This is a genomic window from Pseudomonas sp. P129, from assembly GCF_020312195.1.
In the GTDB taxonomy this organism is placed as follows: domain Bacteria; phylum Pseudomonadota; class Gammaproteobacteria; order Pseudomonadales; family Pseudomonadaceae; genus Aquipseudomonas; species Aquipseudomonas fragariae.
The window spans coordinates 1-26448 of sequence record NZ_JAGPYS010000012.1 but is presented as its reverse complement, the minus strand read 5'-3'; the positions used below and the strand labels follow the sequence as shown (position 1 = coordinate 26448).

24 protein-coding genes and 2 pseudogenes are annotated in these 26448 nt (G+C 57.3%); 20 read left to right on the top strand and 6 right to left on the bottom strand.

Translation table 11 applies throughout. The features are described 5' to 3' along the window. Positions 1-21: 21 nt before the first annotated feature. Complete coding sequence (gene gpmI / locus KBY02_RS21795; RefSeq protein ID WP_225650740.1) at positions 22-1575, bottom strand: 2,3-bisphosphoglycerate-independent phosphoglycerate mutase; 1554 nt, start codon at positions 1573-1575, stop codon at positions 22-24. Positions 1576-1731: 156 nt separating this feature from the next. Between gpmI and KBY02_RS21790 the strand changes: the two genes are divergently transcribed. Genes KBY02_RS21790 through secB form a run of 3 tightly spaced genes read left to right on the top strand, consistent with a single transcriptional unit; the run spans position 1732 to position 2928 of the window. Next, positions 1732-2145: a rhodanese-like domain-containing protein gene (locus KBY02_RS21790; protein ID WP_024642259.1), complete on the top strand. Its 414-nt coding sequence runs from the start codon at positions 1732-1734 to the stop codon at positions 2143-2145. Between the two features lie 2 nt (positions 2146-2147). Beyond that, positions 2148-2399, top strand: a complete 252-nt coding sequence (gene grxC / locus KBY02_RS21785) for a glutaredoxin 3 (RefSeq protein WP_225650739.1) — start codon at positions 2148-2150, stop codon at positions 2397-2399. Positions 2400-2439: 40 nt separating this feature from the next. Continuing rightward, positions 2440-2928 carry a protein-export chaperone SecB gene (secB, locus tag KBY02_RS21780; protein ID WP_003372189.1) on the top strand — a complete coding sequence of 163 codons (489 nt, stop codon included), beginning with the start codon at positions 2440-2442 and terminating at the stop codon, positions 2926-2928. Positions 2929-2989: 61 nt separating this feature from the next. Here secB and KBY02_RS21775 read toward each other — a convergent pair whose 3' ends face one another. Then, on the bottom strand, positions 2990-3445 hold the full coding sequence (locus tag KBY02_RS21775; protein WP_004407330.1) for a tRNA (cytidine(34)-2'-O)-methyltransferase: 456 nt from the start codon (positions 3443-3445) through the stop codon (positions 2990-2992). Here KBY02_RS21775 and KBY02_RS21770 point away from each other — a divergent pair. The 8 genes from KBY02_RS21770 to KBY02_RS21735 all read left to right on the top strand — a co-directional run bounded on the left by KBY02_RS21770 (position 3444) and on the right by KBY02_RS21735 (position 11672). Further along, positions 3444-3884: a hypothetical protein gene (locus tag KBY02_RS21770; RefSeq protein WP_004407332.1), complete on the top strand. Its 441-nt coding sequence runs from the start codon at positions 3444-3446 to the stop codon at positions 3882-3884. The two genes, KBY02_RS21775 and KBY02_RS21770, sit on opposite strands and share 2 nt — an antisense overlap. Before the next feature lie 1022 nt (positions 3885-4906). Continuing rightward, complete coding sequence (locus KBY02_RS21765; RefSeq protein WP_024640520.1) at positions 4907-6259, top strand: OprD family porin; 1353 nt, start codon at positions 4907-4909, stop codon at positions 6257-6259. Positions 6260-6427: 168 nt separating this feature from the next. After that, the gene (locus KBY02_RS21760) at positions 6428-7066 is read left to right on the top strand and encodes a peroxiredoxin (RefSeq protein WP_003318285.1); all 639 of its coding nucleotides are present in this window, start codon (positions 6428-6430) and stop codon (positions 7064-7066) included. A 522-nt stretch (positions 7067-7588) separates the two neighbouring features. After that, complete coding sequence (locus KBY02_RS21755; RefSeq protein WP_004407337.1) at positions 7589-8554, top strand: sulfonate ABC transporter substrate-binding protein; 966 nt, start codon at positions 7589-7591, stop codon at positions 8552-8554. Between the two features lie 28 nt (positions 8555-8582). After that, positions 8583-9380 carry an aliphatic sulfonate ABC transporter permease SsuC gene (gene ssuC / locus KBY02_RS21750; RefSeq protein ID WP_004407339.1) on the top strand — a complete coding sequence of 266 codons (798 nt, stop codon included), beginning with the start codon at positions 8583-8585 and terminating at the stop codon, positions 9378-9380. Further along, a complete protein-coding gene (ssuB, locus tag KBY02_RS21745; RefSeq protein WP_003427335.1) occupies positions 9377-10189 on the top strand; it encodes an aliphatic sulfonates ABC transporter ATP-binding protein in 813 nt (270 codons plus the stop codon). Before ssuC ends, ssuB begins: the two co-directional genes overlap by 4 nt. 26 nt (positions 10190-10215) lie before the next feature. Continuing rightward, a complete protein-coding gene (locus KBY02_RS21740) occupies positions 10216-10431 on the top strand; it encodes a TOBE domain-containing protein (protein WP_002555770.1) in 216 nt (71 codons plus the stop codon). Positions 10432-10565: 134 nt separating this feature from the next. Next, the gene (locus KBY02_RS21735; RefSeq protein WP_225650738.1) at positions 10566-11672 is read left to right on the top strand and encodes an RHS repeat-associated core domain-containing protein; all 1107 of its coding nucleotides are present in this window, start codon (positions 10566-10568) and stop codon (positions 11670-11672) included. A gap of 29 nt (positions 11673-11701) precedes the next feature. On the opposite strand, the pseudogene KBY02_RS21730 reads toward KBY02_RS21735, so the two are convergent. Continuing rightward, positions 11702-11912: pseudogene (locus KBY02_RS21730) on the bottom strand (TetR/AcrR family transcriptional regulator); the annotation flags it as partial. 103 nt (positions 11913-12015) lie between these two features. Between KBY02_RS21730 and KBY02_RS21725 the strand changes: the two are divergent. Further along, positions 12016-13095, top strand: coding sequence for an RHS repeat-associated core domain-containing protein (locus KBY02_RS21725; protein ID WP_225650737.1), 1080 nt, complete (start codon positions 12016-12018; stop codon positions 13093-13095). Positions 13096-13137: 42 nt separating this feature from the next. Here KBY02_RS21725 and KBY02_RS21720 read toward each other — a convergent pair. Beyond that, positions 13138-13221: pseudogene (locus tag KBY02_RS21720) on the bottom strand (TetR/AcrR family transcriptional regulator); the annotation flags it as partial. A 102-nt stretch (positions 13222-13323) separates the two neighbouring features. Here KBY02_RS21720 and KBY02_RS21715 point away from each other — a divergent pair. Then, positions 13324-14403: an RHS repeat-associated core domain-containing protein gene (locus KBY02_RS21715; RefSeq protein ID WP_080278018.1), complete on the top strand. Its 1080-nt coding sequence runs from the start codon at positions 13324-13326 to the stop codon at positions 14401-14403. Positions 14404-14434: 31 nt separating this feature from the next. On the opposite strand, the gene KBY02_RS21710 is transcribed toward KBY02_RS21715, so the two are convergent. Together KBY02_RS21710 and KBY02_RS21705 are read right to left on the bottom strand one after the other, a co-directional pair. After that, the gene (locus KBY02_RS21710) at positions 14435-15079 is read right to left on the bottom strand and encodes a TetR/AcrR family transcriptional regulator (protein WP_024642508.1); all 645 of its coding nucleotides are present in this window, start codon (positions 15077-15079) and stop codon (positions 14435-14437) included. A 458-nt stretch (positions 15080-15537) separates the two neighbouring features. After that, positions 15538-16914 carry a glutamine synthetase family protein gene (locus tag KBY02_RS21705; RefSeq protein ID WP_003413528.1) on the bottom strand — a complete coding sequence of 459 codons (1377 nt, stop codon included), beginning with the start codon at positions 16912-16914 and terminating at the stop codon, positions 15538-15540. A 594-nt stretch (positions 16915-17508) separates the two neighbouring features. Between KBY02_RS21705 and KBY02_RS21700 the strand changes: the two genes are divergently transcribed. From KBY02_RS21700 to KBY02_RS21670, 7 genes are all read left to right on the top strand, one after another. After that, on the top strand, positions 17509-18867 hold the full coding sequence (locus KBY02_RS21700; RefSeq protein WP_002555767.1) for a glutamine synthetase family protein: 1359 nt from the start codon (positions 17509-17511) through the stop codon (positions 18865-18867). A gap of 68 nt (positions 18868-18935) precedes the next feature. After that, positions 18936-20300: an aspartate aminotransferase family protein gene (locus tag KBY02_RS21695; protein ID WP_024659815.1), complete on the top strand. Its 1365-nt coding sequence runs from the start codon at positions 18936-18938 to the stop codon at positions 20298-20300. A 143-nt stretch (positions 20301-20443) separates the two neighbouring features. Then, positions 20444-21541, top strand: a complete 1098-nt coding sequence (locus KBY02_RS21690; protein ID WP_024659814.1) for a polyamine ABC transporter substrate-binding protein — start codon at positions 20444-20446, stop codon at positions 21539-21541. Between the two features lie 171 nt (positions 21542-21712). Continuing rightward, positions 21713-22807, top strand: coding sequence for a polyamine ABC transporter substrate-binding protein (locus tag KBY02_RS21685; protein WP_004407351.1), 1095 nt, complete (start codon positions 21713-21715; stop codon positions 22805-22807). Positions 22808-22862: 55 nt separating this feature from the next. After that, positions 22863-24005 (top strand): polyamine ABC transporter ATP-binding protein, encoded by a 1143-nt coding sequence (gene potA / locus KBY02_RS21680; protein ID WP_011269271.1) that lies wholly within the window; start codon positions 22863-22865, stop codon positions 24003-24005. After that, positions 24002-24922, top strand: a complete 921-nt coding sequence (locus KBY02_RS21675) for an ABC transporter permease subunit (RefSeq protein WP_003372160.1) — start codon at positions 24002-24004, stop codon at positions 24920-24922. Before potA ends, KBY02_RS21675 begins: the two co-directional genes overlap by 4 nt. Beyond that, positions 24919-25800, top strand: coding sequence for an ABC transporter permease subunit (locus KBY02_RS21670; protein ID WP_004407356.1), 882 nt, complete (start codon positions 24919-24921; stop codon positions 25798-25800). Before KBY02_RS21675 ends, KBY02_RS21670 begins: the two co-directional genes overlap by 4 nt. The last annotated feature ends 648 nt before the right edge of the window (positions 25801-26448 follow it).

Below are 26448 nucleotides of genomic sequence, written 5' to 3'. Positions count from 1 at the left end.
CTAAAGGCCGGTTTTTCCGGATTACTCGGCCACGAGGATCGAGTGACCAGTCATCTCTTGCGGTTTCTCCATGCCCAGCAGGTGCAGCATGGTCGGCGCGACATCGGCCAGAACGCCGCCTTGGCGAACTTTCAGCTGACGTTTGCCGACATAAACGAACGGCACCGGCTCGGAGGTATGCGCAGTGTGCGCCTGTCCGGTGGAGTCGTCGGTCATCTGCTCGACGTTGCCGTGGTCAGCGGTAATCAGCGCCTCACCACCGACTTTCTCCAGCGCCTCGGCGATGCGCCCGACACACACGTCCAGGCATTCCACAGCCTTGATCGCGGCTTCCATGATCCCGCTGTGGCCAACCATGTCGCCGTTGGCGTAGTTGACGACGATCACGTCATAACGCTGATGTTCGATGGCATCGACAATTTTGTCGGTCACTTCCGGTGCGCTCATCTCCGGCTGCAGGTCGTAAGTGGCGACTTTCGGCGACGGGATCAGAATGCGCTCTTCACCCGGGAACGGTTCTTCTCGGCCGCCGGAGAAGAAGAAGGTGACGTGGGCGTATTTTTCGGTTTCAGCGATGCGCAGCTGGGTCTTGCCGTTGTCCGCCAGGTACTCGCCCAGCACGTTTTTCAGGCTGCCCGCAGCAAAAGCGGACGGTGCAGGAATGCTCGCCGCGTACTGGGTCAGCATCACGTAGTTGACCTTCGGCTGACGGGCGCGCTCGAAGTCCTTGAAATCGTCTTCGACGAACACACGAGTCAGTTCACGAGCGCGGTCGGCACGGAAGTTCATGAACACCACCGCGTCGCCATCTTCCACGCGGGCGGCTTCGCCGATGCGGGTGGCTTTGACGAACTCGTCGTTCTCGTCGCGTGCGTAGGCGGCTTCGAGCCCGGCAACGGCGCTGTCGGCGTGGAAATCGGCGGTGCTGTCGACGATCAGGTTATAGGCAGAGGAAACCCGGTCCCAGCGGTTGTCACGGTCCATGGCGAAGTAGCGACCGACGATCGTAGCAGTGCGACCGACGATCGTAGCAGTGCGACCCTTGCCCAGACGGGCAAAGGTTGCGTCCATCAGCTCGAGGGATTTCTTCGCGCTGCGCGGTGGCGTGTCGCGACCGTCGAGGAAGGCGTGCAGGTAGATTTTTTCTGCACCGCGTTTGACCGCCAGTTCTGCCATCGCAACCAGATGGTCCTGGTGGCTGTGTACGCCGCCATCGGACAGCAGGCCCATGATGTGCACGGCCTTGCCGGCGCTGACAGCTTTATCCACAGCGGCGCAGATGGTCGGGTTTTCGAAGAACTCGCCATCGCGAATCGCTTTGGTCACCCGAGTGAAGTCCTGATACACCACGCGGCCGGCACCCAGGTTCATGTGCCCGACCTCGGAATTGCCCATCTGCCCGTCCGGCAGACCGACGTCCATGCCCGACCCGGAAATCAGGCCATTGGGCATGGTTTGGTAGAGACGATCCATGACCGGCATCTTCGCGGCCAGAATGGCATTGCCCTTGTGGCTTTCGCTGTGTCCGAAGCCATCCAGGATGATAAGAACCAGAGGTTTTGGCGTGGCAGTCATAGAACCCACTCGATGCTGATTGGATAAAGAGATGAACAAAGTACAAGGGAACGGCATTTTAAGGACAAGTTCAAACGGCGTCACTGTCGTACGGACTTTGGCCGACCTTGGCTGCTGTGTATACTGGCCGACATTTTAACGCCCTGGAACCTACTGATGGTTGCTCACCTGCTTGAATTCGCCACTAACCACTATTTGATCACCGGTGCCTTCGTCATTCTGCTGGGACTGCTGATTGCTTACGAAATGAGCAAGGGCGGCGCCAGCCTGAGCACTCGCGAGCTGACCGCGCTGGTCAACAGCGATCAGGGCGTGGTCATCGACGTGCGCTCGAAAAAGGATTACGCCGCAGGGCACATCGTCGGCTCCCTGAATTTCCCGCAGGACAAGGTACTGACCCGTACCGCCGAACTGGAGAAATACAAGGACAAGACGTTGATCATAGTCGATGCAATGGGGCAGCATGCTGGCACCACCGCCCGCGAGCTGCTCAAGTCCGGCTTCAAGGCGGCCAAGCTGTCCGGCGGCATTTCCAGCTGGCGCGGCGATAACCTTCCTCTGGTGAAGTGAACATGGCTCAAGTCATCGTCTATTCCAGCGACTACTGCCCGTATTGCATACGTGCCAAACAGGTTCTGCAGAGCAAGAGCGTGGCCTTCGAGGAAATCCGGGTCGACGGCAAGCCGCAGCTGCGTGCCGAAATGACCCAGAAGGCCGGTCGTACTTCCGTACCGCAAATCTGGATCGGTTCGACCCACGTGGGCGGCTGCGATGACCTGTTCGCTCTGGAGCGTGCCGGCAAGCTCGATGCGCTGCTGGCCTGATACCCCTTAATCTTTCAGCCTAATCTGACAAGGATCCGAGATGACCGATCAACCGAACAACGACGCCGTTGCCAACGAAGAAAACGGCCCACAATTCTCCCTGCAGCGTATCTACGTTCGCGACCTGTCGTTCGAAGCGCCAAAAAGCCCGGCAATCTTCCGCCAGGAGTGGACGCCGACCGTCAGCCTGGACCTCAACACCCGTCAGAAGCAGCTGGAAGGCGATTTCTACGAAGTCGTGCTGACCCTGTCCGTGACCGTCAACAATGGCGACGAAGTTGCCTTCATCGTTGAAGTGCAACAGGCCGGTATCTTCCTGATCAAGGGCCTGGACGACGGCGCAATGAGCCACACCCTCGGCGCATTCTGCCCGAACATCCTGTTCCCTTACGCTCGCGAAGCCATCGACAACCTGGTCGTACGTGGCTCGTTCCCTGCGCTGATGCTGGCTCCGGTGAACTTCGACGCCCTGTACGCGCAAGAACTGCAGCGCATGCAGGAAGCTGGCGAAACGCCGACTGTTCAGTAAGCGTTACCGCTGCAAACAAAAAGCGCCTTTCGGGGCGCTTTTTTGTGCATGGTCGCTCGGTCTAGGCAAACCCGTGCTGACGCCATGCTTCATAGACAGCCACGGCCACCGTGTTGGACAGATTAAGGCTGCGGCAGCCTTCGCGCATGGGCAGTCGCAAGCGATGCTCGCTGCTCAGCGAGTCAAGAATATCGGCGGGCAGGCCACGGCTCTCCGGACCGAACAGAAAGGCATCGCCTGGCTCGAAGCTCGCATCATGAAAAGGCCGAGAGCCTTTGGTGGTGAAGGCGAACACCCTCGGGTTGCCGATCTTCTCCAGACAGCTTGCCAGGTCAGCATGTGTCTGCAGCGTGGCATACTCGTGATAGTCGAGCCCGGCACGACGCAGGCGCTTGTCGTCCAGCTCGAAACCCAAGGGTTCGATCAAATGCAGGGTGCAGCCACTGTTGGCGCATAGCCTGATGACATTGCCGGTATTCGGCGGAATTTCTGGTTGAAAAAGGATGACGTGAAACATGCACGGCTCCGAACGAAAGGACGGGATGCATTCTACCCTTGAAGAGGACCCGAGACCGAAGCTATGGCCGCGTGTTCTTGGCTCCATGGCGATTGTCGGGTTTACCGTGGGCACGATTATCGGCCGCCTGCAGCAGCCTGACCCGGTCGAACTGGAGCAGATCGAAGAATTGCCTGCCGGTCTGGCGCTCTGGTTCAACGAAGAACCGAAGTATCGCGGCGCGACAGTCGATGGTGCAGTGGTACTCAACGTCGATGCGTCAGGACAGCCGTGGACGGGCCAACTGAGGTTCGACAACAGGATTGCGCGCTGGAAGGTAGAACGTGGAGAGAAGGGGTTGGTGCTGACGCTCCTGGCAGCCCGTCCACTTCATGGCGACTGGCGCACTGAGAAGGTGGACGGGCGCTGGAGACTGGAGGTCAGTCTCCGGGAGGAATAAAAGAGGGGAATCCCCGGCCTGCCTGTACCAAGGTCCCCAAAACTGGCGATGTAATACCTATTGCAGGGGGCGTGCCAGTTTTCAAATCGTTTCAGAAAAAACGTGTTCGCGTGAGAAGCGGATCCTCCCTGCGTGAGGCCATGCTTTATTCCTGCAACACATAACTCTTTGAATTATAAATATTTATACATGTTGCTCGTGTGCCGGAAGTGATTTGGCTATAGAGTGGAGTCGTAGTGCCGCGTCGTTCCTCCTTGATAACGCAGTACACGTTCCAGCCTTCCGGTTTTCCAGAAGCGCACTCAATTTGCGCACCACTAGCGTGCAGAAACCCATACTGATGCACTCGTCCATCCGAACTCGATGATGGATCTTCGCCCCTCACGTGCACAAATGAGCCGTTTGCGCATTGGCCAATCGGCTGGCTGCCATGGCGCCCGACACCAGAATTGCCTTTTTGTTCACATGGACTACAGTGAGGGACGGCTCTGAAGGCCGAAAAATGCTTGAAAATGGCCCAAAAAAGCAAAGTGAAAAAAATTTTTTGTGCTTGAACACGGTGCGCCGTCAAAGTGATGACAACTGTCACATTAACTGACTAATCTCCCCGAAGTTCCCGTAATACAAGGCTTTCGCCAGTTTTGCATCAGCACTCTGCTGGCGGGGATCGAGGCCGGTGAAGGTGCATTTTTCCGGTCGGGGGCACGAAAACGATAGATCTGACGAACGGTACCAAAATAAGTTTTGGGAAATGGGTAGTCAGGTCGATACACTCCGTGACGTCTTTGCTGACACGAGTTGTGACATATGACTGGATGTTCTCAAGATTCCAGCAACGGTTTCTTCAGCGCATAAAAACATTGCACCGACGTGTTGGCATCGACCAAAGCGGTCTAGTCAAAAGTCAGGGCGAACAGAATCCATTGATCTCGGATCGGGACTGTCGCCTATCGCTAATCCGTGGGTCAGGGCCAAGCCCGGCACCATGGATATAAAAAATTAGATTCACGAGGAGCGTAGTAATGAAGAAGTCCACCCTGGCTTTGGCCGTCACCGTTGGTGTATTGGCTCAGCAGGCCAGCGCAGCTGGTTTCCTGGAAGACAGTAAAGCGTCCGTCAGTTCTCGTACCCTGTATTTTGACAACGATTTCCGCGAAGGCACTACCCACAACAACCGTGAGACGGCCACTGGCCTGAAATTCGACTACCTGTCGGGCTTCACTCAGGGCACCGTTGGTTTTGGTCTGGACCTGCAAGGTCTGGTCGGTGTTCACCTTGACGGCGGCCGTGGCGCCCACTCCGGTGCATTGAATGGCGGCATTCTGCCTACCGACAGCGATGGTTCTGCTGTCGACGAGTGGAGCCGTCTGGGCGCCAACGGCAAGGTACGCTTCTCGAAAACCGAGCTGAAAGTCGGTAACGCACTGGCACCTAACCTGCCAATTCTGGTCAGCAACGACGGTCGTCTTCTGCCTCAGGCGTTCCAGGGCGGCATCCTGACGTCCAAAGAGCTGGACAACGTGACCTTCACTGCTGGTCAATTGAGCAAGTCCATCGGTCGTGCTTCGAGTAACTGGACTGATCTTTCAGTTAACGGCGCTTCTCAGTCCAGCGACGAATTCCGTTTTGCTGGTGCTGACTGGAAAGTCACCAAAGACCTGACCCTGCAGTACTACTACGCCAATCTGGAAGACTTCTACAAGCAGCACTTCCTGGGTTTGGTTCATGTTTACCAGATCGACAGCAATCAATCGTTCAAGACTGATCTGCGTTACTTTGACAGCAGCTCCGACGGTAAGAACAGCAGCGGCGCTGCTGGTTATGGCTTCAACAACAACAGTGGTTACGCCAAGACGCCTGGTGAAGTTGACAACCAGACATGGTCTGCCATGTTCACCTACTCTCTGGGCGGTCACGCACTCATGGTCGGTCACCAACAAGTTGGTGATGACGGCGGTTTCGTGAACTTGAACCAAGGCGCTGTCGTAAACGGTCACAACCGCGCAGAAGGCAATGGCGGCGCTAGCTTCTATCTGTTCACTGACTCGATGATCAACAGTTTCAACCGTGCCGGTGAGAACACCACGTTCGGTCAATACTCGTATGACTTCGCCAAAGTCGGCGTTCCAGGCTTGAAAGCAGCTATCGCTTACCTGCACGCAGACGACATCCGTGACCGCACTACCGGTAAAGAAGAATACTCGGAGTGGGAAACCGACATGCGCGTTGACTACGTGATCCAGAGCGGTCCGATGAAGGGCTTCGGCACTACATTGCGTCATGGTACCTACCGTGGCGATAACGACCTGAACGCTTCCACTACCAACATCGACCAGACCCGTCTGATCTTCAACTACACCTACAACTTCATGTAGTGTATTGAGGCTTAAAGGAACCCCGCCCTATGCGGGGTTTCTTTTGCCTGTTTTTTGATATTCCTGGCAGGTCTATCGGGTGCATTATTTATTCTTTTTAACTTCTCTCGACAGGGCGCACAGTGGTGCTATACCAAGGCCTTCCCGATACAGACAAGGAGCAACACCATGACACTGCGACTTGGCGACATAGCCCCTGATTTCGAACAGGAATCCAGTGAGGGGCGTATACGTTTTCATGAATGGCTCGGCGACAGCTGGGGTGTGTTGTTTTCTCATCCGGCTGACTTCACGCCGGTGTGCACCACAGAACTGGGCTTCACTGCCAAATTGAAAGACGAGTTCGCCAAGCGTGGCGTGAAAGCCATTGCGCTGTCGGTGGACCCGGTCGATTCGCACATCAAGTGGATCGATGACATCAACACCACGCAAAACACCCTGGTCAACTTCCCGATTCTGGCCGATGCCGACCGCAAGGTTTCCGACCTGTACGACCTGATTCACCCCAATGCCAACGACACACTGACTGTGCGCTCGCTGTTCGTGATCGATCCGAACAAGAAGGTGCGTCTGACCATTACCTATCCGGCCAGCACCGGGCGTAACTTCCACGAGATTCTGCGCGTTATCGACTCCCTGCAATTGACCGACAACTACAAGGTCGCCACGCCCGCCAACTGGGTGGACGGTGATGACGTAGTGATCGTGCCGTCGATCAAGGACGAAGCCGAGATCAAGCAGCGCTTTCCCAAGGGCTACAAGGCGGTCACCCCTTATCTGCGCCTGACACCACAGCCAAACCGCTGATTTTCGATCTACCAAGCGTGGGGTTATTCGGGCCGATTTATCGGCCCTTTTTTATTGCGCCCTCATAGCCGCCTGCTACGTCGCTCGATCAAGCGCGGACGCAGAGCGTCCAGAACGGCATACCCACGCGGAGCATGGGTACGATAGTTACAGGGTTATCGTTCCTCACGCTCCAGCGTGGGAATGCCTGTCGTGACGCTCTGCGTCACAAATCTTCGTCGCGCTGCAGAATCAGGATCGGACGCGGAGCGTCCAGAACGGGCATACCCACGCGGAGCATGGGCACGATAGTTGGGATTATCGTTCCTCACGCTCCCGTGGGAATGCCTGTCGTGACGCTCCGCGTCACAGGTTGCCAACGTACAAGAACGAACACTTTTATATATTCATTTATGGAATAACTAAATGAATAAATAAGATTTATAGATATAAAAAAGGGCTGTTAATGTCGTGCCTATTCCCACCTTGCTCCTTCGTAACCGGTCGAGCAGGGGATCACCCCAAATAGGTAAAGGAGCGCATATGCGCACTGTCATTTTGCGTCGAGGCCTTGTTGCGCTGTTTGCTGCTGCGGTCGCTCTTGGTGCGGTCACTCAGGCCCAGGCGGAAGATCTGCGCATCGGTTACCAGAAGTACGGCACGCTGGTGCTGCTCAAGGCCAAGGGCTCGCTGGAGAAGCGTCTGGCCGAGCAGGGCGTGAAAGTCCAGTGGACCGAGTTCCCTGGTGGTCCTCAGCTGCTTGAAGGCCTGAACGTAGGCTCCATCGATTTCGGCGTCACCGGCGAAACGCCGCCGGTCTTCGCTCAGGCCGCGGGCGCGGACCTGCTGTATGTGGCCTACGAGCCGCCAGCACCGACCAGTGAAGCCATTCTGGTCCCCAAAGACTCGCCGATTACCTCGGTCAAGGACCTGAAGGGCAAGAAAGTCGTCCTCAATAAGGGCTCGAACGTCCATTACCTGCTGGTCAAGGCACTGGAAGATGCCGGCCTGAAATACACCGATATCCAGACCGTCTTCCTGCCTCCGGCCGATGCGCGTGCGGCTTTCGAGCGTGGCAGCGTGGACGCCTGGGTCATTTGGGACCCGTACCAGGCCGCTGCTGAAAAGCAATTGCAGGCGCGCACCTTGAAAGATGGCACCGGTATTGTCGACAACCATCAGTTCTATCTCGCCACCAAGCCGTACGCACAGAAAAACCCCAAGGTCATTCAGGCCTTGGTCGAGGAGGTCCGTGCGGTGGGGGAATGGTCCAAGGCCAACCCCGATGAAGTGACCCAACAGGTCGCACCGTTGCTGGGGCTGCCGGCCGACATCACCCTGACCTCGGTGAAGCGTCAGGGCTACGGCGCGCAGTTCCTTACCCCGCCGGTAGTGGCGGCACAGCAGAAAATCGCCGACACCTTCTACCAGCTCAAGCTGATTCCAAAGCCGCTCAGCATTGCTGACGTAGTCTGGACACCTCCTGCTGCTGTTGCTCAAGCACAGTGATCGTCAGGCCCTTCGAGGAGACAACTCCATGAGCCTCAGTGCTTCGCAACGCATCGTTCACCGACTGGCGCCCTGGGCACTTCCAGTCCTGTTGCTGGCAGTCTGGCAGCTGTCGGTCAGCGCCGGCTGGTTATCCACACGCATTCTGCCCGCGCCCAGCGCGGTCATCGAAGCCGGCATAAACCTGGTCGCCAGCGGCGAAATCTGGACCCATCTGGCAATCAGCGGCTGGCGCGCCGGGATCGGTTTCGCCATCGGCGGCGGCATCGGTCTGGCGCTGGGCTTCATTACCGGCCTGAGCAAATGGGGGGAGCGTCTGCTGGACAGCTCGGTGCAGATGATCCGCAACGTGCCGCACCTGGCGCTGATCCCGCTGGTCATCCTGTGGTTCGGCATCGACGAGACCGCCAAGATATTCCTCGTTGCGCTGGGCACCCTGTTCCCGATTTACCTGAACACCTACCACGGCATCCGCAACATCGATCCGGCGCTGGTAGAAATGTCCCGCAGCTATGGCCTGTCAGGTTTCAGCCTGTTTCGTCATGTGATCCTGCCGGGCGCCATGCCTTCTATTCTGGTAGGGGTGCGCTTTGCACTGGGCTTCATGTGGCTGACGCTGATCGTCGCGGAAACCATTTCTGCCAGCTCCGGCATCGGCTACCTGGCGATGAATGCACGGGAATTTCTGCAAACCGACGTCGTGGTGCTGGCCATTGTGTTGTACGCCGTACTCGGCAAGCTGGCCGATCTGGCGGCGCGAGGCCTGGAACGTGTCTGCCTGCGCTGGCACCCGGCCTATCAAACGAGCAAAGGCGGTGCCGCATGACCAGTCTGAAACAGCAACCTCCACACTTGCTGCGTGGCATCCCGCTGGCGGTACGCAAACTGAAAAAAGCGTTCGGCGCCCGTGAAGTGCTCAAGGACATCGACCTGCACATTCCGGCCGGTCAGTTCGTCGCCATCGTCGGCCGCAGCGGTTGTGGCAAAAGCACCCTGTTGCGCCTGCTCGCCGGCCTCGACAAACCAACGCAAGGCCAGCTGCTCGCCGGCTCTGCGCCACTGGACGATGCCCGCGAAGATACGCGCTTGATGTTCCAGGAAGCGCGCTTGCTGCCCTGGAAAAAGATCATCGACAACGTCGGCCTCGGCCTGAGCGGCGACTGGCGGGCGCAGGCCCTAGAAGCGCTTGAAGCCGTCGGCCTTGCCGAGCGCGCCAACGAGTGGCCTGCCGCATTGTCCGGTGGTCAGAAGCAACGCGTTGCCCTGGCCCGCGCGCTGATTCACAAGCCACGCCTGCTGTTGCTCGACGAGCCGTTGGGTGCGCTGGACGCCCTGACCCGGATCGAAATGCAGCAACTGATCGAAAAACTGTGGGGCCAGTATGGTTTCACGGTGCTGCTGGTGACCCATGACGTCAGCGAGGCCGTGGCCATTGCAGACCGTGTGATCCTGATCGAAGAAGGGCAGATCGGCCTTGATCTGCTGGTCGACCTGCCACGCCCGCGTGTTCGTGGTTCGCATCGCCTCGCGGCGCTGGAGGCCGAAGTGCTCAACCGCGTGCTGGCCCTGCCGGGTTCGCCACCTGACCCGGAACCGTTTTCGCCACTGCCCACGCAATTACGCTGGGCAAATTAACCCTGATCCCCAAAGGAAGACATGCCATGACTATCAAAGCCATCAACGTTCGCAACCAGTTCAAAGGCACCATCAAGGAAATCGTCCACGGCGATGTACTGTCGGAAATCGACGTACAGACCGCATCGGGCGTCGTGACCTCGGTCATCACCACCCGCTCGGTCAAGGAGCTGGAGCTGGTCGTCGGCAGCGAAGTCATCGCCTTCGTGAAGTCGACTGAGGTCTCCATCGCCAAGCTGTAAACGATGGGCAAAAAACACCCCGGACGGTTGTAGCCCTCCGGGGTTTTTTGCTGTTTACCTAGCAGTTATGCGAGGTAGGCGGCGTATCAGTATTGCTGGATGCTGAAGGCTGATTCCCTCCGAAGCATCTGGCCATGACCTCTTCAAATCAAGCAGTGTTATGCCGCTACAGTTATGACCCACTGGACCGTCTGGCGTCCAGTTCGCCGGCAGGGCAGGCGGATATTCAGCGCTTCTATCAAAAGAACCGCCTGGCGACCGAAATAGAGGGTGCATCACGACGCACGGTCTTTCAGCATGAAGACCTGTTATTGGCTCAGCAGCGGCATGTCGATGGTGTGGTGGACACGACGCTTCTTGCGACCGATCAGCAACGTTCTGTCCTGCGGGTTGTGGATAAGTCCGGGATCGAGCCTGTAGCGTACAGCGCCTATGGCCATCACCCGGCGGAAAGCGGGTTGACCAGTTTGCTGGGGTTCAATGGCGAGCGGCGTGATCCGGTTACCGGGCATTACCTGCTGGGAAATGGGTATCGGGCTTATAACCCGGTGTTGATGCGGTTTAACAGCCCGGACAGTTTGAGTCCGTTTGATGAGGGCGGGTTGAATGCCTATGGGTATTGTGGAGGGGATCCGGTTGGGGTTGTGGACCCCTCCGGTCATATCACAATCGTTGCTATAAGAGCAATAAGCAAGGTTGGTTTCTTGTCTTTTAGAAAAGCCAGGATAAGATCCAGGCCTATTACGAGTAAAGTAAAGCATTTAATTTCTCAGAATGTTCAAACGAGTATTGTAAGTCATACGGGTACAATCCCGATTTCTTTGTCATCCAGTGCTGGTATTTCAACTAGACCGATGGGCTCCGCCCATGCGGCGCTGGCGCCTTATTCGGCTGTCGGCGTAGAATTAACAGTTGTCCCTAGAGCAGGAATAATTGAGAAGATGTCTGATCCGTCTTATCTCAGCCGAATGAAATCTTGGGTTGATAGAAAAGCCAGTCCGGTAGTTTCTCCAAAATTCAGGACTGCAAGCAAAAGGCTTGAATTGCATAAGCGCAAGGTTGAAGGGGCCTCAATACTTTATGATTTTTACAAAGAAAAGACCAAGTCTGGGCGGCGAATCAAGATGTATTCTGCGTCAAAGACGAGGTATGAAAAAACTTTAAATGAGTACCGCGATGTGCTGAAAGGCTATAAAGAAGAATACAATATAGCTCATGCATCAGAGATTCGGGATATGTGACCGGACCCGCTTTAAGTAATTTCGCTATCTTAGGCGCAAGACATCCTCACCAAAAACATCGGCAAATACAATCCCAAACAAGTATCAAACACCCGCATCCCTTCCTCAGCCATGCGCGGTGTGACCTCGTCATGTAACTGCACTGACCGCGCATACACCCGATCCCCCCAGCCCATCGCCGCCTACATCATTCGGCAATGCAGGCAGCTTGAGGCGGCGATCAAAGACCTCAAGCCTGATGCTTTCAGGCTCGAAGCCGAGCGTTTACCTAGCATTTATGCGAGGTAGGCGGCGTATCGGTTTTGCCGGATGCTGACGGCTGGTTCTATTTGAAGAAGCTGCCATGATTTCCCCCAACCAGACAGTGCTGTGCAAGTATCGCTACGACCCACTGGACCGTCTGGCTTCCAGCTCGCCGGCAGGGCAGGCGGATGTGCAGCGCTTCTATCAAAAGAACCGCCTGGCGACCGAAATAGAGGGTGCATCACGACGCACGGTCTTTCAGCATGAAGACCTGTTATTGGCTCAGCAGCGGCATGTCGATGGTGTGGTGGACACGACGCTGCTTGCGACCGATCAGCAACGTTCTGTCCTGCGGGTTGTGGATAAGTCCGGGGTTGAGCCTGTGGCGTACAGCGCCTACGGTCATCACCCGGCTGAAAGCGGCCTGACCAGCCTGCTGGGCTTCAATGGCGAGCGGCGAGATCCGGTGACCGGGCATTATCTGCTGGGGAATGGGTACCGGGCTTACAACCCGGTGTTGATGCGGTTCAACAGCCCGGACAGTTTGAGTCCGTTTGATGAGGGCGGGTTGAATGCGTATGGGTATTGTGGAGGGGATCCGGTGGGAGTTGTGGATCCGTCGGGGCATATGCCATTTTCAATTCTCATACAGGCGGCAGACATGATTGAAAAGTTCGGTCCGCAAGCAGCTACTCTTATTGCACAGCGCGCTCTGCAAGGCGTCAGCCCTGCTGCGCGTGTTTTAGGGGGCAAACATACTCCTGCGGCTGTACCATCCTTGGTATCTAAAAAGGCAAGTAAGCTACCGTCCGCGTCCGCCTCTACGTCTACTTCGTCGGCTAAATCTGTTTCGAGTCGCAGGCGGACTGAGCAGCGTAGGACGTTGGAACTAAAAAGGAAAAATTTAATTAATGGACTTTCGACTAGATTGCCTATTGATGAGAGTTCCGCAAAGAGACGGTATGAAAGGTTTGAGGGGCGCGTAAGAGACGCTGAGTATCTAATAGAACATTACACGAAAAACCCTGAGAGAGTTAAGCATAGTATAATTAATCCGTCCCAGTCGCGAGAGCTTTTTGGAGCGAAGCTTGTTAACGCAGAAACTAATTTTAATGCATACCGTAAAAAATATATCGAAAAATTCGGTGAGTACGTTCGGGATCCGCCTAAAGATAAATAATATCGCTGTCTCAGGTCCGCTTCACTAAAAAAATGGCAAATACAATCCCATCGCCAGCGCAAATACGCCTACATCATCCGGCAGTACAGAGCGCTGGATGTGGAGATCAAAAACCTCAAGCATGATGCTTTCAGGCTCGAAGCCGAGCGTTTACCTAGCATTTATGCGAGGTAGGCGGCGTATCGGTTTTGCCGGATGCTGACGGCTGGTTCTATGTGAACAACTGCCATGGCCTCTCTCGACCCGATAATGCTGTGCACGTATCGCTACGACCCGCTGGACCGTCTGGCCTCCAGCTCGCCGGTTGGGCGGGCGGATGTGCAGCGCTTCTATCAAAAGAACCGCCTGGCGACCGAAATAGAGGGTGCATCACGACGCACGGTCTTTCAGCATGAAGACCTGTTATTGGCTCAGCAGCGGCATGTTGATGGTGTGGTGGACACGACGCTGCTTGCGACGGATCAGCAACGTTCTGTCCTGCGGCTTGTGGATGAGGCCGGGATTGAGCCTGTGGCTTACAGCCCCTACGGTCACCATCCGGCTGAAAGTGGCTTGACCAGTTTGCTGGGGTTTAACGGCGAACGACGCGATCCGGTGACTGGGCATTACCTGCTGGGGAATGGGTATCGGGCTTATAACCCGGTGTTGATGCGGTTCAACAGCCCGGACAGTTTGAGTCCGTTTGATGAGGGCGGGTTGAATGCGTATGGGTATTGTGGGGGTGATCCGATTGGGTTTGTGGATCCGTCAGGGCATGCGCCGTATAACAGGCTACTCAGACGGGCACTAGAAAATGCACGCTTGAAATCACCTAGCCGGAAAGATCGAATATCTACCCGTTTGTTGAGGGTGCTTGGCAAACGCTCAGAAGCGCCTCCTTCACGGGAAGGCAAGCCTTTACCTATATCACCCCTGGCATCAACGAGCGCTGCCTCATCTCCTCCACCCTCGACGACCTCAACTCTGCAAGCTCCTGATAAAGGTAGGCCGGCGATGACCACTCCAGCCATGACCTGGGAGTATAGGGTGAAGAAGGCTGAGGAGTTTCATCATCCAGTGAGCACGGCGGTGCCTACGGACTTTGAAGTGGCCAAAATCTATTTGGAGCGGCACCTTAAAAGACTGCTGGACGTAGAAAATACCATACTTTTTTATAAATCCAATCGGGCTGTAGATACCGGGAATTTTATAGAGGCTGGCCCGTCGCAGTTTTATAAAGCTATCCTGTTGAGAGATATTAATGCTTTTAAAGTATATGCAGCTGGTATGTCTAGAAAACACCGTAAGGCTATACGTAAACAGCGTTAATAACAGTATTACACTCAGTCTCTACAAACGGTCACTGCAGTGGTGATATTTTTCTCTTCACCAAAAACACCGGCAAATACAACCCCAAATACGCATCAAACACCCGCATCCCTTCCTCAGCCATGCGCGGTGTGATCTCGTCATGCAACTGCACCGACCGCGCATACACCCGATCCCCCAGTTCCATGGCCAGCGCAAATACGTCTACATCGTCCGGTAACGCGGGCAACTGGAAGTGGCGATCAAACACTTCAAGCATTAAGTGCCCCAGTTCAATGTCGTGCTGTCGGTCGGCCTGGTTGATTTCGGTCAGGCCGTGCTGGGCGAGGATCAATTGGCGGGCGGCGGCGTCGGCGTTGTAGATGGCCAGCATGCGCAGCTCGACGATGCGTGACAGGTCGCGCCAGGTGGTGAGCTGGTCGTGATCGATGGGTGCCTGCAGCGAGGCGCGAAAGGCGGCGTGGATGTCGGCGGTCAGTGCTTCAAGCAGCGCGGGGACGCTGGCGAAGAAGTGGTACACCGACGAGGGCGGAATGCCGGCGCGCTCGGCAACGCTGTAAATCGACAGGCTGGCCACTCCTTGTTCGGCAAGCAGCGTGCGGGCGGCGTCGAGAATCGAATCGATTCTGGCCTGGCTGCGTGCTTGAGGTTTGCGAGGAGTGGCGGCGCGTGTCATGGGCGTGGCTCTTGGTTGGGCTGCAGGCATTGTAAGGGATTCTGACGGGATGAATCGCTGCCGTCGCCAAACGATTATTGCTCCCACGCTCCACGCTCGTCGGTATACACAAATCTAACTGTTTATCGTGCCAATGCTCCGCGTTGGCATGCAGTTCGTGACGCTCTGCGTCACAAATCTTCAGTCTGGCGAGATAGCGTGCGTAAATGAAACTCGGGCTTTAAGAGTGCCGCAACTCGTACAGCCTGAAGTAGGCGTCAACGCTCCACTGTGTGACGCGGAGCGTCACGAACTGCATTCCCACGCTGGAGCGTGCGGAACGATAAGCGTGCGGCCATATGATTATCGCTCACACGCGGGAGCGTGAGGAACGACAGGTGTCCGGGGGAGGGCATGCACGCCAAACCAAAACGCCGCAAGGCTCAAAGCCTGCGGCGTTTTGTGTTACTCGGCCTCAATCAGACCGTATGCAGGTACCAGTTGTACTCGAGGTCGGAGATGGAGTGTTCGAACTCTTCCAGCTCGCTCTCTTTACAGGCGACAAAAATGTCGATGTATTTCGGGTCGATGTACTTGGCCATCACCGGGTTGTCGTCCAGCTCGCGCAATGCATCGCGCAGGTTGTTCGGCAGGCTTTGTTCGTGCTGCTCGTAGGAGTTGCCTTCTACCGGGGCGCCAGGCTCGACCTTGTTGACCAGGCCGTGGTGCACGCCCGCCAGGACCGAAGCCATGACCAGATACGGGTTGGCATCGGCGCCGGCAACGCGGTGTTCGATACGTACCGCATCGGCGGTGCCGGTCGGTACGCGAACGGCGACCGTACGGTTATCCAGGCCCCAGGTCGGTGAGTTGGGCACATAGAACTGCGCACCGAACCGGCGGTACGAGTTGACGTTCGGGCACAGGAAGGCCATTTGTGCCGGCAGGGTCTCGAGCACACCGCCGATTGCGTGACGCAATGCGGCGTTCTGCTCGGGATCCTCGCTGGTGAAGATGTTCTTGCCGTCGCGATCCAGAATCGAAATGTGAACGTGCAGACCATTACCCGCCTGACCCGGATAGGGCTTGGCCATGAAGGTCGTGTCCATCTCGTGATCGTAGGCGATGTTCTTGATCAGGCGCTTGAGCAATACGGCGTAATCGCACGCCTTGATCGCGTCGGCGACGTGATGCAGGTTGACTTCGAACTGGGCCGGGGCGCTTTCCTTGACGATGGCGTCGGCAGGAATGCCTTGTTCCTTCGCGCCTTCGAGGATGTCCTGGAGGCAGTCGACGTATTCGTCGAGGTCATCGATCAGGTAGACCTGTGTCGAATGCGGTCGTTTGCCGGAGATCGGCGAGCGGGGCGGTTGTGGGCGACCGTTCACGTTCTCCTGATCGATCAGGTAGAACTCCAGCTCGAACGCGGCGCAGATGGTCAGGCCCATTTCGTCGAATTTGGCGACGACCTGACGCAATACTTCACGCGGGTCGGCGAAAAACGGATCGCCTTCGAGTTCGTGCATGGTCATCAGCAATTGCGCGGTAGGGCGCTTTTGCCATGGCTCGTTGCACAGGGTGTCGGGGATGGGATAACAGATTCGGTCAGCATCACCGATGTCCAGGCCCAGACCGGTGCTCTCCACCGTGGAGCCATTGATATCCAGAGCAAATAAAGAGGCAGGCAGGTTGATGCCCTTCTCGTAAACCTTATGGAGGCTGGTGCGTTCGATGCGTTTGCCACGCACCACACCATTCATATCTGCAATCAGAAGGTCAACGTACAGAACCTCAGGATGTTCCTTAAGGAACGCGTTCGCTTCGTTAAGCTGAACGGCACGCGGGGGTACCGACATGATGCAACACCTTTGTTGTTAAAAATATCAATCATCAATGATTGCGGATCTCAGTCAATCCGAAAGCCATGATGAAGTCAATAGAGCCTTTTTTTGCCCTAAAACTGCGCCATATGGCCTTTTTTGCTGCTATTTAGGGCGTTTTATTCCGTTTTTTACCGATGTTAAATAAAAGCTAAAGCGGCCTGTCTACTGTTTTTAACGGGCTGTTGTATAAAAAAATGAACGAGGCTAAGCTCGATCGCAACCCAGTAGAGCAACAACAGCGGGGGTCAAATGCTTCACCTTTCCCTGGTCGACACGCGACTATCAAGTCCGTACAGCGCTCATCATGCCTGTGATATCGGTGCTCGTGGTGGGTTGCCACGCATTGCGACATCCCTGAACGGCCATCGAAGCCAGTCTGCCCTGCTCTCAACGCTGGACACTACCAGTATAGCGGCGTCGTCAATGTGACCGCGGCCGTCTGGAAATCCGGCCCCGCAGCTGTCACCTTACCCCTATTCGGCGTCTGCCGAAACGAGTTGTACATCATGACGCCGATGCGTCTGGAACGCCTGATCACGATCAGGACAATAAAACCCTGAGGTATTTATGAGTACCAACCTCGACCAGCTCACCGATTGGTTGAAAGAACACAAGATTACCGAAGTCGAATGCATGATGTCCGACCTCACCGGGATCACGCGCGGCAAGATCTCGCCGACCAACAAGTTCATCGCAGAAAAAGGCATGCGCCTGCCTGAAAGCGTGCTGTTGCAGACGGTGACCGGTGACTACGTAGAGGACGATATCTACTACGAGCTGCTGGACCCGGCAGACATCGACATGATCTGCCGTCCCGACCAGAACGCGGTGTATCTGGTGCCCTGGGCGGTCGAGCCCACTGCGCAGGTGATTCATGACACCTACGACAAGCAAGGCAACCCCATCGAGCTGTCGCCGCGCAACGTGCTGAAGAAGGTCCTCAAGCTCTACGCCGATCAGGGCTGGCAGCCCATCGTGGCGCCGGAGATGGAGTTTTACCTGACCAAGCGTAGCGACGACCCTGACTATCCGCTACAGCCGCCGATCGGCCGCTCCGGGCGTCCGGAAACCGGCCGTCAGTCGTTCTCGATCGAAGCGGCCAACGAGTTCGATCCGCTGTTCGAAGACGTCTATGACTGGTGCGAACTGCAGAACCTGGACCTGGATACGCTGATCCACGAAGACGGCACGGCGCAGATGGAAATCAACTTCCGTCACGGTGATGCCCTGTCGCTGGCTGACCAGATTCTGGTGTTCAAGCGCACCATGCGCGAAGCCGCCCTCAAGCACGATGTCGCGGCGACCTTCATGGCCAAGCCGATGACCGGCGAGCCAGGCAGTGCCATGCACTTGCACCAGAGCATCATCGACATCGAGACCGGCAAGAATATCTTCTCCAACGAAGACGGGACCATGAGTGAGCTGTTTCTGAACCACGTCGGTGGTCTGCAGAAGTTCATCCCCGAGCTGTTGCCGCTGTTCGCGCCCAACGTCAATTCGTTCCGGCGCTTTCTGCCCGACACCTCGGCGCCGGTGAACGTCGAGTGGGGCGAAGAGAATCGCACCGTCGGCCTGCGTGTGCCGGATGCCGTGCCGCAGAACCGTCGCGTGGAAAACCGTCTGCCGGGTGCCGATGCCAACCCTTATCTGGCCATCGCCGCCAGTCTGCTGTGCGGCTTCATCGGCATGGTCGAAGGCATCAACCCGAGCGCACCGGTGGTCGGACGGGGTTACGAGCGGCGCAATCTGCGTCTGCCGTTGACCATCGAAGACGCGTTGGAGCGCATGGAAAACAGCAAGACCATCGAAAAATACCTGGGCAAGAAATTCATCATCGGTTACGTCGCGGTCAAGCGCGCCGAGCATGAAAACTTCAAGCGCGTGATCAGTTCGTGGGAGCGGGAATTCCTGCTTTTCGCCGTCTGATCACGCAGAGCGCCGCCGCGGTCGAGGCGCGGCGCTCTGCCAACTGACCTGATCAAAGGAAGTGCTGCATGAGTGCCAACAACCCGCAAACCCTCGAATGGCAGGCCCTGAGCAGCGAGCATCACCTGGCACCGTTCAGCGACTACAAACAACTGAAAGAGAAAGGCCCGCGCATCATCACCCGTGCCGAGGGCGTTTATCTGTGGGACAGCGAGGGCAACAAGATCCTTGATGGCATGTCCGGCCTGTGGTGCGTGGCCATCGGTTATGGCCGCGAAGAACTGGCCGACGCAGCCAGCAAACAGATGCGCGAGCTGCCGTACTACAACCTGTTCTTCCAGACCGCCCACCCGCCGGTGCTGGAACTGGCCAAGGCCATCTCCGACATCGCTCCCGAGGGCATGAACCATGTGTTCTTCACCGGTTCAGGCTCTGAAGGCAATGACACGATGCTGCGCATGGTTCGTCATTACTGGGCGCTGAAAGGCCAGCCGAACAAGAAAACCATCATCAGCCGCGTCAATGGCTACCACGGCTCCACCGTCGCCGGTGCCAGCCTGGGTGGCATGACCTACATGCACGAACAGGGCGACCTGCCGATCCCGGGGGTGGTGCACATTCCACAGCCGTACTGGTTCGGCGAAGGCGGCGACATGACGCCGGACGAGTTCGGCATCTGGGCGGCCGAGCAACTGGAAAAGAAAATTCTCGAGCTGGGCGTCGAGAACGTCGGTGCGTTCATTGCCGAGCCGATCCAGGGCGCAGGCGGTGTGATCGTCCCGCCAGATTCCTACTGGCCGAAGATCAAGGAAATCCTGTCCCGCTACGACATCCTGTTCGCCGCCGATGAGGTGATTTGTGGCTTCGGGCGTACCAGTGAGTGGTTCGGTAGCGATTTCTACGGCCTCAAGCCGGACATGATGACCATCGCCAAAGGCCTGACCTCCGGTTACGTACCGATGGGCGGCCTGATCGTGCGCGATGAAATCGTTGCGGTGCTCAATGAGGGTGGCGATTTCAATCATGGCTTTACCTACTCCGGGCACCCGGTGGCGGCCGCGGTTGCGCTGGAGAACATCCGTATCCTGCGCGAAGAAAAGATCGTCGAACGGGTCAGGTCGGAAACGGCACCGTATTTGCAAAAGCGTTTGCGTGAGTTGAGCGATCATCCACTGGTGGGTGAAGTCCGCGGTGTCGGGCTGCTCGGGGCCATTGAACTGGTGAAGGACAAGACCACCCGCGAGCGCTATACCGACAAAGGCGCGGGAATGATCTGTCGAACCTTCTGCTTCGACAATGGCCTGATCATGCGGGCTGTGGGCGATACCATGATCATTGCGCCACCGCTGGTGATCAGTTTCGCGGAAATCGATGAGTTGGTAGAGAAGGCGCGCAAATGCCTGGATCTGACGCTGGCGGTGTTGCAGGGCTGAAAATGCCAAAAAAAGCGTCGATTCAAGCGCAATGTGCATTGTTTGAGGGGGCTTCGGCTTGAAAGCCTGCCCAGGAAGTTGCCAGACTAATGGCTACACGCCGCTAACTGACGGTCAGTGATAAAAATACATTGGAGCTACGCATGAAAAAATTTGGCAAGACCCTTCTCGCGCTGTCCCTGATGGGCGTTGTGGCCACTGCTGCGCAGGCCGATGACAAAGTGCTGCACGTCTATAACTGGTCCGATTACATCGCGCCGGACACCGTTGCCAAGTTCGAGAAAGAATCGGGCATCAAGGTGGTCTACGACGTTTTCGACAGCAACGAGACGCTGGAAGCCAAATTGCTCGCTGGCAAATCCGGCTATGACGTGGTCGTGCCATCCAACAACTTCCTGGCCAAGCAGATCAAGGCGGGCGTTTATCAGGAGCTGGACAAGTCCAAACTGCCGAACTGGAAGAACCTCAACGAATCACTGCTCAAGGCCGTGTCGGTCAGCGACCCGGATAACAAGCACGCATTCCCGTACATGTGGGGGTCGATCGGGATCGGCATCAACCCGGACAAGGTCAAGGCCGCTCTGGGTGCTGACGCGCCAGTCAATTCCTGGGACCTGCTGTTCAAGCCCGAGAACGCTGCCAAGCTGAAATCGTGCGGCATCAGCTTCCTCGACTCGCCGACCGAAATGCTGCCGATTGCCCTGCATTATCTGGGCTACCCGACCGACTCGCAGGACAAGAAGCAGCTCGCCGAAGCTGAAGCGCTGTTCATGAAGATTCGTCCGTCGATTGGCTATTTCCACTCGTCCAAGTACATCTCGGACCTGGCCAACGGCAACATCTGCGTAGCGGTCGGTTACTCGGGTGATATCTACCAGGCCAAATCCCGTGCTGCCGAAGCCGGTGGCAAGGTGAAGGTTGCCTACAACATTCCGAAAGAAGGCGCCGGCAGCTTCTATGACATGGTCGCCATTCCCAAGGATGCCGAAAACGTTGAAGGTGCCTACAAGTTCATGAACTTCCTGATGAGGCCGGAAGTCATGGCCGAAATCACCAACGCCGTGCGCTTCCCGAACGGTAACGCGGCGGCTACGGCGCTGGTCGACAAGGAAATCACCAGTGACCCTGGCGTTTATCCACCTGCCGACGTACAGGCCAAACTGTATGCAATCGCTGACCTGCCTGCAGCTACGCAGCGAATCATGACCCGCAGCTGGACCAAGATAAAGTCAGGTAAATAAGCCTGTCATCAAACCTGTGGATGCTGCGTAGCCTCGGCTGCGCAGCCTCCAGCAGACAGGAATATTGCCTAAACCTTTGCTGGTTGGACGCATAGACGGTAAGTTGCGCGCCGGTTTGGTTTTCCGGACGCCCTCCGGCGCTCAGGCCCCTCTGTTAAAAGGACTCATTCTTTGTCTATTTCTATTCTTTCCAAAGCCTTGCTGGCGGCTGCCGGCCTGACACTGACCCTCAGTGCCCAGGCTGAGTCCACCGTGCATATTTATAACTGGTCCGACTACATCGGCAAGACCACCCTGGCGGACTTCGAAGCCACCACCGGCATCAAGCCGATGTACGACGTGTTCGACTCCAACGAAACCCTGGAAGCCAAGCTGCTGGCCGGGCGCACCGGTTACGACGTGGTCGTGCCGTCCAATCACTTCCTCGGCAAGCAGATCAAGGCGGGTGCGTTCCAGAAGCTCGACAAGTCGCTGCTGCCCAACTACAAGAATCTCGACCCTGCGCTGCTCAAGCGTCTGGAGAAGAACGATCCGGGTAACCAGTACGCCGTGCCGTACCTGTGGGGCACCAACGGCATCGGTTACAACGTCGAGAAGGTCAAGGCCGTGTTGGGCGTCGACAAGATCGACTCCTGGGCCGTGCTGTTCGAGCCGGAGAACATCAAGAAGCTCTCCAGCTGTGGCGTAGCGTTTCTTGATTCTGCCGATGAAATGTTGCCAGCGGTGCTCAACTACCTTGGGCTGGACCCCAACAGCACCAAGGAAGCCGATTACAAGAAGGCCGAAGCCAAACTCATGGCGATTCGTCCTTACGTGACCTATTTCCACTCGTCCAAATACATCACCGATCTGGCCAATGGCGACATCTGCGTTGCCGCAGGTTTCTCGGGCGATGTGTTCCAGGCCAAGGCTCGTGCAGAAGAAGCGGGCAAGGGCGTGAAGCTCGCCTACAGCATCCCGAAAGAGGGCGGCAACCTGTGGTTCGACATGCTGGCCATTCCGGCTGATTCGAAAAACATCAAGGAAGCCAGCGCCTTCATCAACTACATGCTCGACCCCAGGGTGATCGCCAAGGTCAGCGATGAAGTCGGCTATGCCAACCCCAATCCCGCCTCCGGCGAGTTCATGGACCAGAAAATCCGTACTGACGCAGCGGTCTACCCGCCTCAGGAAGTGTTGGACCGGCTGTTCGTGAACAGCGAGTTGCCACCCAAGGTGCAACGTCTGATGACCCGCAGCTGGACCAAGGTCAAGTCGGGCAAATAAAAATCCAGCACCCGGCCATATGGGCCGGGTTGCCTATCTGTTGGGAGTTTCACCCATGGCAGTTGCCTCCGGCGCCTACAAGAAAGCCCTCGAAGGCGGTCAGCAACCCAAAGAGGTGCTGGTCAGGATTGATCGGGTCACGAAAAAGTTCGACGAGACGATCGCGGTGGACGATGTGTCCCTGCAGATCAACAAGGGCGAGATCTTCGCCCTGCTTGGCGGCTCTGGCTCCGGCAAATCGACACTGCTGCGCATGCTGGCCGGGTTCGAACGGCCGACCGAAGGCCGCATCTACCTCGACGGCGTCGACATCACCGACATGCCGCCGTACGAACGCCCGATCAACATGATGTTCCAGTCCTACGCGCTGTTCCCGCACATGACCGTGGCGGACAACATCGCCTTCGGCCTGAAGCAGGACAAGCTGGGCAAGCCGGAAATCGAAGCCCGCGTGGCGGAAATGCTCAAGCTGGTGCAGATGACCCAGTACGCCAAGCGCAAGCCGCATCAGCTCTCGGGTGGTCAGCGTCAGCGCGTGGCCCTGGCTCGTTCGCTGGCGAAAAAGCCCAAGCTGCTGCTGCTCGACGAGCCGATGGGTGCGCTGGACAAGAAACTGCGTTCGCAGATGCAACTGGAGCTGGTGGAGATCATCGAGCGCGTCGGCGTGACCTGCGTGATGGTGACTCACGATCAGGAAGAGGCCATGACCATGGCCGAGCGCATCGCCATCATGCACCTGGGCTGGATCGCGCAGATCGGCAGCCCGATCGACATCTACGAGACCCCGACCAGCCGTCTGGTCTGCGAATTCATCGGCAGCGTCAACCTCTTCGAAGGTGACGTGATCGAGGACATGGAAGCCCATGCGCTGATCCGCAGTCCCGAGCTGGAGCGCAATATCTATGTCGGCCACGGCGTCAGTACGTCGGTGGAAGACAAGCACATTACCTACGCACTGCGTCCGGAGAAGCTGCTGATCACCACCGAGCAGCCAGGCTTCGAATACAACTGGTCGCGTGGCAAGGTCCACGACATCGCCTATCTGGGCGGTCATTCGGTGTTCTACGTCGAGCTGCCGGGCGGCAAGCTGGTGCAGTCGTTCGTCGCCAACGCCGAGCGTCAGGGCGCACGGCCTACCTGGGGCGATGAAGTCTACGTGTGGTGGGAAGACGACAGCGGCGTGGTACTGCGCTCATGAAAATCCGCAAGATCAAGCGCGCGTTCGAGCGCATAAAGCCCAACGGGCGGCAGATGGTCATCGGCGTGCCGTTCCTCTGGCTGTTCCTGTTCTTTGCTCTGCCGTTTCTGATCGTGCTCAAGATCAGCTTCGCCGAGGCCGACGTCGCGATCCCGCCGTACACCGAAATCTTCAGCTACGCCGACGAAAAGCTGCAGATGGTCCTCAACTTCGCCAACTACACCTTGCTCAGTGGCGATGATCTGTACGTTTCGGCCTATCTGGGCTCGCTGAAGATGGCCTTCATCAGCACCTTGCTGTGTCTGCTGATCGGCTATCCGATGGCCTACGCCATCGCCAGCGCGCGCAAGGACCTGCAAACCGTGCTGTTGCTGCTGATCATGATGCCGACCTGGACGGCGATCCTGATCCGCGTCTACGCCTGGATGGGCATCCTCAGCAACAACGGGCTGCTCAATGCATTCCTTATGTGGCTGGGCCTGATCGACGCGCCGTTGCAGATCCTCAACACCAACCTGGCGGTGTACATCGGCGTGGTCTATTCCTACCTGCCGTTCATGATCCTGCCGCTGTACGCCAACCTTGTGAAGCACGACACCAGCCTGCTGGAAGCCGCGTCCGACCTGGGTTCGAGCACCTTCAACAGCTTCTGGAAAATCACCGTGCCGCTGTCCAAGAACGGCGTGATCGCCGGCTGCATGCTGGTATTCATTCCGGTGGTCGGCGAGTTTGTGATTCCCGAGCTGCTCGGCGGCCCGGAAACCCTGATGATCGGCCGCGTGCTGTGGCAGGAGTTCTTCAACAACCGTGACTGGCCGGTGGCTTCGGCGCTGGCGGTCATCATGCTGCTGGTGCTGATCGTGCCCATTATCCTGTTCAACCGCAGTCAGGCCAAAGAACTGGAGGGCAAGGCATGAACCGCTTTCGATTCTCGAACCTGATGCTGGTGCTGGGTTTGCTGTTCATCTATGCGCCGATGGTGATTCTGGTCATCTACTCGTTCAACGCCTCGCAACTGGTGACGGTCTGGGGCGGCTGGTCGGTGAAGTGGTACGTCGGCCTGCTGGACAACTCGCAACTGATGGGCTCAGTGATGCGCTCGCTGGAAATCGCCTGCTACACCGCCGTTGCTGCGGTGGCGCTGGGGACCATGGCAGCGTTTGTGCTGACCCGCATCAGCCGCTTCAAGGGCCGCACGTTCTTTGGCGGGCTGGTCACAGCTCCCTTGGTAATGCCGGAAGTGATCACCGGTCTGTCGCTGTTGCTGCTGTTCGTGGCCATGGCGCAGATGATCGGCTGGCCGCAGGAACGCGGCATCATGACTATCTGGATCGCGCACACGACGTTCTGTGCGGCCTACGTGGCGGTGGTGGTGTCGGCGCGCCTGCGTGAGCTGGACCTGTCGATCGAAGAAGCCGCAATGGACCTGGGCGCCCGTCCGTGGAAGGTGTTCTTGCTGATCACTATCCCGATGATCGCACCGTCGCTGGCAGCCGGGGGCATGATGTCCTTCGCTCTGTCGCTGGACGACCTGGTACTCGCCAGCTTCGTTTCCGGGCCCGGCTCGACCACCTTGCCAATGGAAGTGTTCTCAGCCGTGCGTCTGGGTGTGAAGCCTGAAATCAACGCCGTGGCGAGCCTGATCCTGCTGGCCGTGTCACTGGCGACCTTTCTGGTCTGGTTCTTCACCCGCCGCGCGGAAAACAACCGCAAGCGTGCGATCCAGCAAGCCATCGAGGAAAGCGCGGCAGACGCCTGGAAACAGCCTGATCCGAGGCGTGCTCCAGCGGCGTGAAGACCTGATTGCGCGCGATACACAAGTCCGCTCCTGATTCTGCCCTCCGGGCGTGGGAGCCAACTTGTTCGCGAAGATGTTGGTCGCAAGTCCGCTCTTGATTCTGCCCGCAGGGCGTAGGAGCGAACTTGTTCGCGAACTGCCGGGGACCGGCAGCAAAGCTAGCGACCTCGGTTGTGCCTGATGTACCGTACGTGACGGTTTCACTGTCGGTTCCCAACAGTTCGCGAGCAAGCTCGCTCCCACGCCCTCCGGGCAGAAGCCCCATTTCCGGGCCCGGTACAGAGAGTGTCGCTACGCCCCCTGCACCAGCCGCAAAACGCCTGGAAGCAGCCTGATCGGGGCGATACACAGATTCTGCCCGCAGGGCGTAGGAGCGAACTTGTTCGCGAACTGCCGGGGACCGGCAGCCAAACCAGCGACCCCGGTTGTGCCTGATGTACCGCACGTGACGGTTTCACTGTCGGTTCCCGACAGTTCGCGAGCAAGCTCGCTCCCACGCCCTCCGGGCAGAAGCCCCATTTCCGGGCTCGGCGCAGAGAGTGTCGCTACGACCCCTGCACCAGCCGCAAAACGCCTGGAAGCAGCCTGATCGGGGCGATACACAGATTCTGCCCGCAGGGCGTAGGAGCGAACTTGTTCGCAAAC